7 protein-coding genes are annotated in these 9,009 nt (G+C 50.2%); 4 read left to right on the top strand and 3 right to left on the bottom strand.

Annotated elements, in window-relative coordinates:
- The first annotated feature begins 165 nt into the window (after positions 1–165).
- The 3 genes from HBA26_RS18375 (at position 166) to HBA26_RS18365 (ending at position 2,958) form a co-directional block, all read left to right on the top strand.
- Entirely contained in the window at positions 166–1,644 is a 1,479-nt protein-coding gene (locus tag HBA26_RS18375) for an LTA synthase family protein (RefSeq protein WP_166720973.1), read from the top strand.
- A gap of 253 nt (positions 1,645–1,897) precedes the next feature.
- The gene (locus HBA26_RS18370; RefSeq protein ID WP_028013090.1) at positions 1,898–2,566 is read left to right on the top strand and encodes an epoxyqueuosine reductase QueH; all 669 of its coding nucleotides are present in this window, start codon (positions 1,898–1,900) and stop codon (positions 2,564–2,566) included.
- 119 nt (positions 2,567–2,685) lie between these two features.
- On the top strand, positions 2,686–2,958 hold the full coding sequence (locus tag HBA26_RS18365) for a CsbD family protein (RefSeq protein WP_028013089.1): 273 nt from the start codon (positions 2,686–2,688) through the stop codon (positions 2,956–2,958).
- Positions 2,959–2,983: 25 nt separating this feature from the next.
- Here HBA26_RS18365 and HBA26_RS18360 read toward each other — a convergent pair whose 3' ends face one another.
- Positions 2,984–4,447 carry an EAL domain-containing protein gene (locus tag HBA26_RS18360; RefSeq protein WP_126345575.1) on the bottom strand — a complete coding sequence of 488 codons (1,464 nt, stop codon included), beginning with the start codon at positions 4,445–4,447 and terminating at the stop codon, positions 2,984–2,986.
- Between the two features lie 281 nt (positions 4,448–4,728).
- Between HBA26_RS18360 and HBA26_RS18355 the strand changes: the two genes are divergently transcribed.
- Positions 4,729–5,613, top strand: a complete 885-nt coding sequence (locus HBA26_RS18355; RefSeq protein ID WP_126345582.1) for a MarR family transcriptional regulator — start codon at positions 4,729–4,731, stop codon at positions 5,611–5,613.
- 34 nt (positions 5,614–5,647) lie between these two features.
- Here HBA26_RS18355 and HBA26_RS18350 read toward each other — a convergent pair whose 3' ends face one another.
- Both HBA26_RS18350 and HBA26_RS18345 read right to left on the bottom strand, forming a co-directional pair.
- A complete protein-coding gene (locus tag HBA26_RS18350) occupies positions 5,648–6,823 on the bottom strand; it encodes an HlyD family type I secretion periplasmic adaptor subunit (protein ID WP_028013086.1) in 1,176 nt (391 codons plus the stop codon).
- On the bottom strand, positions 6,820–8,997 hold the full coding sequence (locus HBA26_RS18345; RefSeq protein ID WP_126345576.1) for a type I secretion system permease/ATPase: 2,178 nt from the start codon (positions 8,995–8,997) through the stop codon (positions 6,820–6,822). The genes HBA26_RS18350 and HBA26_RS18345 overlap by 4 nt, the downstream gene beginning before the upstream one ends.
- Positions 8,998–9,009: the final 12 nt, after the last annotated feature.

Here is a 9,009-nt window from a genome sequence, read left to right as displayed (position 1 = left end):
AGATGTGTATAAGAGACAGATCTATGGCTTGCCAGTCCACTGCCTTTAGCCTATATCTTTCTCCGATTGGTAAAACTACCATCATTCGTTTCAGCCTATGTTGTTTTTTTACTCTTAAAACTGCTTGAATACATCAGTGGCATCAAGCTATCACTCACGGGTGAAGTGCTGTCCTGGAATGATTTGTTTTCTCAATCCAACATAACCATTGCAAAACATTACCTGACAGCCTGGCCAGTACTCTTGCTTTTCCTCGCAATTTCATTGTGTGTTATTTTATATTTTATCAGTAGGACATTTTACACAACAAAGAAAAACAGCATTGTACTTGCCATCAGTTTTATCATCATATTACCATTTTCCTTTTATACTCACTTCAGCTCTCTCTTTGGCGAAGATAGCATTTTCTCCCGGAAAATGATATTATTAGCTAAGGAAATGAATGTCACTTATAAATCCTGGAATTGGCCTGAAAACCTGCAGGATAATGGAATGGCAATGCATGTCGTGATGACCAGCTCTCGAAAATCTGCACCTTTAGCCAGTAAAAACAATAAAGATACGTACAATCTTGAAAAGCGCGCAGGGAGTGCGGAATTACCAAAACATAAAACAGTTATTTACGTCCTGTGCGAATCATGCTGGTATGACAATGCCAACTTCAAAGAAATTATCACCCCAATATTAAATGAAGGTTTTGTTACGTTTCGAGCAACTTCACCCGTTTATGGCGGAGGTACTGCGAATGTTGAATTTGAAATGCTCACCGGCTTCCCCAGTAATTCAAGGGTATTATCTGGCATAATTTATCAAGAATATGCGACACAGTTCAAATCGCATACCGATTCCATTGCCAGCGCTCTGGGCGATAAAGGCTTTATCACCTATGCCGCACACAATTATTTAAAAGAGTTTTGGCACAGGGATACTGTTTATAAAAAATTTGGCTTTGAACGCTTCGATGGCCTTTATGAAATGTCGACTATAAGCCTGCCTGACCAAATTGTGGCAGGCAGAAAAAAATGGCAATGGCAACCCGATGATTACCTGCTTTACAAGTCAGCCATTGAACATTTAAAAAAAGCTGACGGAAAGAACATTTTCATGAATTTAATTACCATGTCAACACATGGCCCGTACCCTCATGAGAACGACTCAGGCGAGTACATCTATACCTTCGAATTGAAACAAGCAGTTGACCGCTTTGTTGACTTCTACAAGGAATTAAAAGAAATAGATCCGAATGCCGTTGTTGTTGTTTATGGCGATCATAAGCCTGCACTGAATAAATTTTTCATGAACAGGAATGTTCTGCCACCCAATCTTTTCAGCAAAACAGGTGAAAATGACAATGATTTTGTATTTAAATGGGATATCAAACCGACAGATTACGGCGATGTCCCGGTGTTTGTCGCTGCGGGCAATGATAAAAACTTAGAAAAACTTGCTCAGGAAGCGAATAATCAACCCTATTTTTGCGTTTCATCTCTTATTGATAAATATTTAATTAATTCCGGACTAACAAGCTTCAGATATAACGTTAAAAATCGTTGTTTTGACACAAGTCATTCGTATGAAGAAAAAATCAATGCGATGCCATCATGGGTATATTCGATGGCACTATTCGAAGGCGATGAAAAATGATGTTTAAAGTGGCAATGAATATACCGGCATACTGATATCAAACAGGTTTTACAGCCTTAGCTTCTCAGCAACGTCCCGGTGGAATTCACTCAGTTCCATCGGGCTATTACTGCACAGCAACTTACTGATTAACGGCGCCACTCAGTACGAAGTCAAGCCCGCGCGCTAACCCCCGTTCCCGCCAGTACCGTCTGAAGCGCGTTAAAAGTTGTGTTACAATCATATAAATTTCATTAACATATTGTAGAACAACATGAGTACAACCCCCTTTATCCGCCCGCAGCTCACACTGCCAAACGGCGCCGATAAACTTCTGCTGCACTCCTGCTGCGCCCCCTGCTCCGGTGAAGTCATGGAAGCTATCCAGGCCTCGGGCATTGACTACACCATTTTCTTCTATAACCCCAACATCCATCCGCAAAAGGAATACCTCATCCGTAAGGAAGAAAACATTCGTTTTGCAGAGAAACACGGCGTGCCGTTTGTTGATGCCGATTACGACACCGATAACTGGTTCGAGCGTGCCAAAGGCATGGAGTGGGAGCCCGAGCGCGGCGTCCGCTGCACCATGTGCTTCGATATGCGCTTCGAGCGTACGGCGCTCTACGCGGCGGAAAATGGTTTCAGCGTTATCAGCAGCTCGCTGGGGATCTCTCGCTGGAAGAATATGCAGCAGATCAATGACTGCGGCCAGCGTGCGGCAGCGCGCTATCCGGGGATGGTCTACTGGGACTACAACTGGCGCAAACAGGGCGGCTCATCACGCATGATTGAGATCAGCAAGCGGGAACAGTTTTACCAGCAGGAATATTGCGGCTGCGTGTATTCCCTTCGGGACAGCAACCTGCACCGCAAGTCTCAGGGCCGCCCGCTTATCCGCATTGGCAAGCTGTATTACGGCCAGGATGAGAACGAAAAATAACGCCCTCTTCTGGTGTAGATATATCCGAAAACCGGCCAATTCCCTCCGAAATTTAGCGTTCCGCCTCTCATCTTTACAAAGAGAGGCTATCCTTTAACTATCAACAAAAGGAGGCAAAAATGTCTGATTTCGGTACTGATAAAAACACCCAGTTTGCTGAAGACAAAGCAAAAAATAAATTTGATGAACTTTCAGGTTCAGCCCAGCAGCAGTTCGGTGAATTCGTTGATTCACCGAAGCATCAGGTAAAAGGTGCTGCGAAAAAATATGCCGCACAGGCCAGCGATGCTGTCTCTGACGTGACTGAAGCGGTCAGAAATAACCCGCTCACCGGTCTTATCGCCGCGGGTGCGGTTGGTATTGTGCTTGGCCTGTTGCTGGGACGCAAATAAACAAGGCCCTTCGGGGCTTTATTTTTTAGCTGAACAATCTCACCATGCGGTCTAATTCCTCCTCTTTCACGGCGCGCGAGAGATAATATCCCTGAAAGTTTTTCACACCCAGCTCGACTAATTTTTCAAACTTCTCCTCACTGTCAACGCCCTCTGCAATGCAAGCTGTTCCGGTCATGTCGCTGTAAATCTGTATCGCTTTAATCAAATTATAATCGTTGTCGTTCGCCACAAAATGCTCGACGATGTCCCGATCCAGTTTCAGCCCATCAAAATGCACCTGCCTCACGGGGAACATGGCATGATGGCTTGAGAAGCAGTCGTCAAGAAACAGTTTGCACCCCGTATTACGCAGGTGCCGCATGGTTTCTGGGATGCTTTTATCTTTCGTTACATCAATATCTTCCGCGAATTCAAAGACCAGCTTTTCCGCCCACTGGGGGTTAAGCAGCATGCCGATGGCTTTCCTGGCCATCTCTGGCAGCGCGTTCCCGGACGCCAGGCGAGGCGGTATATTAACGGAAAAATAGAATTTACCGTTATATTTATTAATCCCGGACACGGCAGCGTGGATCACCATAGCCGTAATCTTTAGCCATACTTCATAATTAGCGATATCATTCAGAAAACGGGCTGGCTTGACTATTTTACCGTTCTTATTCCAGCGAATAAGTATCTCAAACCCCACCCCTTTCTTGTCACGATCGGTAATGATCTGGTAGGCGGGAAATATCTCCCTTTTCACCAGCGCATTAAAAACTTCCGCTTCTTTATCCGTGAAGTCCACTCTTTGATTTTGGCTTTTAATCCGCCTTTCCACTTTTACATTGCGCGGTTCATTCAACCATCGCTTGATACAATGTAATTTCTGCAGACCTTCTTTACGATGGGTGTAGACCGTTTTATTAGAAAGCCTCAGTTTGTCGCACTGGTCTTTTATAGACATACCGCGATAGAAGTTCAATAAAACATCAACCTCTCTTCTTGTCAGCCATTTGAGCTTTTCTGACGAAGAACAGTCCAGATAGTAATCGCGTAATAAGCGCGAGCGGTCCTTAAAGCCATTATTGTGGGTGTGGAAACAGGTTATTACATCAGATACGCTGGCTATGCGAATCAATGATAATTGATGACTGTTATTTAGAAGACTACCCAGGGTTCGATACAGCCAGCTGTCCGGTATATCACCATACAGGGTAACACGACGAATAACAGGAAGTGCATTGAGTACGGATGCCAGTCGCGTCAGGCTCTCCAGGAGAGCTACCGTACCTTTTCCCAGGAACACTACGATGTGAGCGTTTTGATGAATAAGGATATTTTCCTTGTCAGGATCAGATAACTCATCTCCATCAAAGTGAATATGCGCAGTCTCTATGCCGTACTTTTTGAGCAGCAGGTGATATCCCTGAAACGTAAAGCCGCAGGTTGAAATGACAAATCTTCGCTCGTTGCGCGCATCATTCCTGAGAGAAATTTGGTGGGTCATAACCTGCTCCTGGGCACGAAAGCGCCATTATTATTATGAGTATGTATACCAACAGCGGTGTGTATAATAATTTTACAATACACCATCAGGTTAAGATACTGTTATCAACGCCATGCACTGTAACATCTTTGCGTTAATCACCCTTTTTCCAAACATAAATATAACTCTATATTTCTTTTAAAATACCGACCGCAAGCCACTTTTTCTCAGGTATAATGAAAATTCCGAAAAAGAAGGCTGGATACTTCATCTATCGGCTCATCAAATACGAGAAAAATGCTATGGATAATCACATCTCATCCAGGGCCTTGCTACATCGAAGGGATGTTATAAAAAGCAACCCGCGGTTTAGTGAGGCAATATTAGAGCACTACACAATCAATGACGCCATCTACAAAAAACAACCCTTGTTCTACAAGACAATGCTTCAGGAATCTCGGTTTAACATTATTCTTTCCATGTGTTGTTTTATATTTGGCAATCAGGCCGAATCCGTCTCAGAGATAAAAGAGTTATGTTCCCGCTATAAAATAGCCAGCCCCAACAGCGTTATTGCGATCATTACGTTACTCAGAACTACGGGACGCATCAGGACCTGGCGCTGTACGGAAGACCGGCGAAAAACGAGAATTGCCCCAACCGAAAAAGGATTGAATGAACTCAAACGCTATATGTCCGGTGCATTTTTACCCGTCAGCATTCTTTACCCGACGTTTAATATAGATGTAAATCTGCTGGATAATGACACATTGAGAAATAATTTCTTCCGCCGCGCGGCAGAATATCTTTTTCGGGGATTAACGTTCAGAAAAGTTTTACCGGAAGTGGGGTTATTTATTGATAAGGATGGAGGCCGCATGATTATGCTGTATCTTTACCTGCAGGCCATAAAAAACAAATCCGCCCACGGCGCGGTTATTCAATATTCCGCCAGCACGCTCGCTAAAGAATTCTTTGTCTCACGGATCCACGTCAACCGGATTATCAAATCGGCGCATGAGGCAGGTTATCTTAAAGATCGTGGTGACGGTCGCCTGTCGGTGTATCCGGCGTTTTTCGAACTTGTCGATAACTATGCCGGATTATATTTCGCCTATGTTACTCATTACATTAACGTGGTGCCGAAGGAGCGACGCCACCCAAACAACGTAACGTCAACGGTATAATACAAATGGCGTTCGGTATCCCGAACGCCAATCTTTATCTCTCGCGCAGCGCCTCTTTTGCCTTGTTCAGCGGTTTCAACAGATAATCCAGTATGGTTTTGCTGCCGGTTTTAATATCTACCGTTGCAATCATCCCTGGAAAGACCGGAAAGTCTTTGCCCTGCTTATTGGTCAGGTGGTTACTGTCGGTGCGGATATAGACGCGGTAGTAGTAGACATCTCTTTTCACCTCGTCCTGCAGGGTGTCCGGCGAAATCATGGTCACCTCGCCCTCCAGCCCGCCATAGATGGAGTAGTCATAGGCCGTAATTTTCACCAGCGCTTTCTGGCCGGGGTGGATAAACGCGACATCGCGCGGCGAGATTTTCGCCTCAACCACCATCTGGTCGTCCAGCGGGACTAGGCTCATCAGCTTGCCGTTCGGGGGAATAACGCCGCCCACGGTCGTCACGTCAATATCCTTCACAATCCCACGCACCGGCGCGTTGAAGGTCAGCCGGGTCAGGGAGTCCTCACGCCCTTTCATCACCGAACGCTGGGCTTCAATCTCCGCGTTGGCTTTCGCCAGCTCTTCACGGGCGCGGACGTAATACTGATTTTTCATCTCGGTGATTTTATTCTCAAGCTCATTTTTTTGACGCTCAAGACGTAACACCTCAACCTTGCTGGCCGCCCCCTGGGTCACCAGCGGACGGGTCAACGACAGCTCGCGCTGCACCAGCTCGGCGCCCTGACGTAAGCCGGCCAGCCCTTTTTCAAGGCTCTCGCGACGGGACTGATAGAGCGCCGTTTCCTGTTTGACCAGCTCAACGTCATCGTCCAGTTCCTCGGGAAACGCGAGTTCCGTGTCGTTAACTTCGGCCTTCAGTCGCGCAGCCGTTGCCAGCGCCGCGTTCAGACGAGACTCGCTCTCCAGCACGCTGGACTCGGTTTTAGTCCGGTCAAGCTGTGCCAACTGCTGACCGCGCTCAACGATATCGCCTTCGCGAACCAGCAGGCTGTGGATAATCCCCCCTTCCAGGGACTGAATCACCTGCTCATGGGAGGACGGTATCACCTTGCCGCTGCCGGTCGTGACTTCGTCCAGCTGGAACAGGCTCGCCCAGGCGATAAACACCGCCAGCAGGGCGAACAGCGACCATGCCACCAGCGAGGATCGCGGCAGGCGCGGCTCTTTCAGACGGCTGTTATAACGGGAGAAATCGTTCATGCCGCACCCTCCTCTGCTACAGCCGCCGGCTTCATGGTCACGGTGCGCTGTGCCGCCTTTTGCGGCGCCAGCCCGTGCTGATGCAGGATCGCGTCGCGCGGACCGTCCATCACCATCTTGCCGTTTTCCAGTACAATAATGCGGTCGACCAAATCCAGAATCGGCAGGCGATGAGTTGCTACCACCAGCGTCCGGCGCTTGCCCAGCCATTTGTGAAGATGCTGAATAAATTGCTTCTCGCTCATCTCGTCCAGCCAGGCGGTAGGCTCATCCAGCAGCAGGATATTCGGGGCAGTGATCAGCGCGCGCGCCAGCAGCAGCGCCTGACGCTGTCCGCCGGAGAGGCCCGTTCCGCCCTCGTTGACAATGGTGTTCAGCCCCATTTTCTGCTTACGCACGTACTCCAGCGCGCCGCTATTGACCAGCGCCTGATGAATTTCATCGTCGGTGGCAAGCGGGTTCCCCATCAGGATATTGTCCCGCACGGAGCCAAAGAACAGCCGCGCCTGCTGGCTAAGCAGCTGCATGTCGCGGCGCAGGTCGGCCGGGTCCAGATGATTGAGAGCAATATCGTCCAGCAGAATGCTCCCCTGCTGCGGCTCCTGCATGCCCGCCAGAAGCTGCAGCAGCGTGCTTTTACCGGAGCCGTTACGCCCGAGCACCGCCACGCGCTCACCGGCGCGAATCTGCAGTTTGCTGATGTTCAGCACGGTGAGTTTCTCTTCTTCGTCATAGTAGAAGCCGACGTCTTCCAGCCGGTAATCCCCGCGCAGGTGGGCTTTATGCACCTTCTTCCCGTGCTGCGGATCGTCAATCGGGCGCTGCATCAGGTCGTCCAGCCCCTTGCGGGCCACTTTTGCCGACTGCCAGCGCGAGAGCACGCCAGAGATCTGCGACAGCGGCGCGATGGTACGCGATGCCAGAATCGAGGTTCCCACCAGCGCACCGGTGGTCATGTCGCCGCTGATGACCAGGTAACAGCCCACCAGCAGGACCACCGCATAGACGATGGACTGCACCTCCTGGGTCCAGGTCAACAGCAGCCCCGTCAGCCAGCGCTGCTTCATGCCGACGCTGGCGGCCACGTCGTTGGTGTTGTTCCACTGGTTCTGGAAACGCTGCTCGGCACGCATCAGCTTGATGTCTTCAATGCCCTGCACCGCCTCCACCAGCGTCGCGTTACGAATGGCGGATTCACGCATCCCTTCGCTGGAGAGTTTCCCCAGCGGGCGCTGCACCAGCAGGCCGGGGATGAGCAGCAGCGGCACGGCGAGCAGGACCACCAGCACCAGTGGGCCGCCAATCATCCACAGAATAAAGACGAACAGCAGGAAGAACGGCAGATCGGAGATCGCCGCAATGGTGGTCGAGGTGATGAGCTCGCGCACCGACTCCAGCTCGCGGATCTGGGCGATAAACGATCCGGTTGATTTGGAGCGCGCCCCGTTTTTAATTCGCAGCGCGTGGGCAAAGACGCGTTCTGAGATGCGCAGGTCGGCGCGTTTCCCCACCACGTCCGAAATATGCACGCGCAGCATGCGCATGATGAATTCAAACACGATGGCGAGCATAACGCCGCCAAACAGCACCCACAGCGTGGCCTCCGACTGCGACGGCACCACCCTGTCGTACACCTGCATGGAGAAGACCATGCCGGAGAGTGCCAGCACGTTAGCCACCAGCGCCACCAGCATGATGTCGCTGTAGCGGCGCCAGTCCTTCAGCGCCAGCTGCCAGAACCAGTTTTTCTCATACGGTTTGATGTAGTCGTCCACGCGGGCATCCGGCGTAGACTCAAGCGGGCGCAGCACCAGCAGCGTTTTCAACCGTGAGCCGAGCGCGTCCCGCGTTAGCGTCGTCTCCAGCCCGCCGTCGCCGCTGAACTGCAGGCTGACGTTGCCTTCGTTGTCCATGCGGTTAATGACCGCGATTTGACCGCCAGTGAATTCCGCCAGCAGCGGCAGGCGCCACGGATCGAGAGATGTTGCATCCGTCGCCACGCGCATTCCCAGCCCTAGCTGGCGCGCCATCTCCTCCAGCACCAGCTGGCGCGGAGACTGACTTTCATGGTTAATCGTGACCCGAACGTGCTCCACCGAAAAGTCCAGCCGGTAGTGCTTCGCGATGATGAGCATGCCCTGCAGCCAGGGTTCGTACTGTGGATGTGTCTTCATAATCTCCGGGTT

Source organism: Enterobacter sp. 725m/11, from assembly GCF_011683705.1.
Lineage (GTDB): Bacteria > Pseudomonadota > Gammaproteobacteria > Enterobacterales > Enterobacteriaceae > Enterobacter > Enterobacter bugandensis.
The sequence above is the reverse complement of the archived record's forward strand: the minus strand, read 5'-3'. Positions and strand labels throughout refer to the sequence as shown.